At 47.0% G+C, this 1,066-nt stretch carries 1 protein-coding gene; it reads left to right on the top strand.

Features of this window, described 5'->3' with window-relative positions:
* Window positions 1-27 precede the first annotated feature (27 nt).
* Window positions 28-1,066: UDP-N-acetyl-D-mannosamine dehydrogenase (wecC, locus tag A3762_RS13490; protein WP_068756074.1), on the top strand; the 1,039-nt coding region annotated here is incomplete at its 3' end.

Raw genomic sequence — 1,066 nt, 5'->3', positions numbered from 1 at the left:
TGAATAATAATTTCTTCTGGGATTTTCATGGACAAGGAATTCAAATCAGTCTGCGTAATGGGCTTGGGCTATATCGGCCTTCCAACCGCTTCTCTTCTTGGCACTAAAGGGTATCAAGTAACCGGCGTAGATGTTTCCCCTTCAGTAGTCGAAACAATCAATCAAGGCAAAATTCACATAGTCGAGCCCGACCTTGATCTGCTCGTTAAATCGGCAGTTAATGCAGGCAATCTAAAGGCTAGTTTGGAGCCCTGCAAAGCCGATATGTTTATTATCGCTGTACCCACACCATTTAAAGACGGATATGTTCCGGATTTGAGTTACGTTGAACAGGCGACCAGAACAATCGCGCCATTCGTTGAGAAAGGCAATCTGATTATTCTTGAATCAACCAGCCCCGTCGGCACAACCGATTTGGTCGCGGAGATTCTTCAGGAGCATGGCCACAACACTGCAGAGGATGTGTTTGTCGCGCACTGCCCGGAGCGCGTACTCCCTGGTCGAATCCTCATCGAACTGGTACAAAACGACAGAATCGTTGGCGGCATCAACGAAACATCAACTAAAGTCGCGTCAGATTTTTATAAAGAGTTTGTGAGTGGTGAGGTGTTAGAAACTTCTGCCAAAACGGCTGAGCTTTCAAAACTCACTGAAAACTCCTTCCGTGATGTGAACATTGCTTTTGCGAACGAACTTTCATTGATCTGCGATAAAGAGCATATCGATGTTTGGGAGCTTATCTCACTCGCTAACCGTCACCCACGCGTCAACATTCTGCAGCCGGGTCCTGGCGTTGGCGGCCACTGCATTGCGGTTGACCCCTGGTTCATCATTCACCGCAATCCTGAGCAATCCAAACTGATCCGTTCTGCGCGCGAAGTAAACGATGCAAAACCGGAATGGGTGGTCAATAAAGTAAAAGAAAAAGCAGAACGCTTTAAACAACCGGTGATCGCCTGTTTAGGCTTAACGTTTAAAGCCAACGTGGATGACCTTAGAGAATCCCCCGCACTTGCGATTACCAAACAGCTCATTGAAGAGAACATCGGTGAAATCATCGTATGTG

The sequence above is a fragment of the Oleiphilus sp. HI0125 genome (assembly GCF_001635355.1).
Note: the sequence above shows the minus strand (reverse complement) of the source record. Positions and strands in the feature narration are given on the sequence as shown.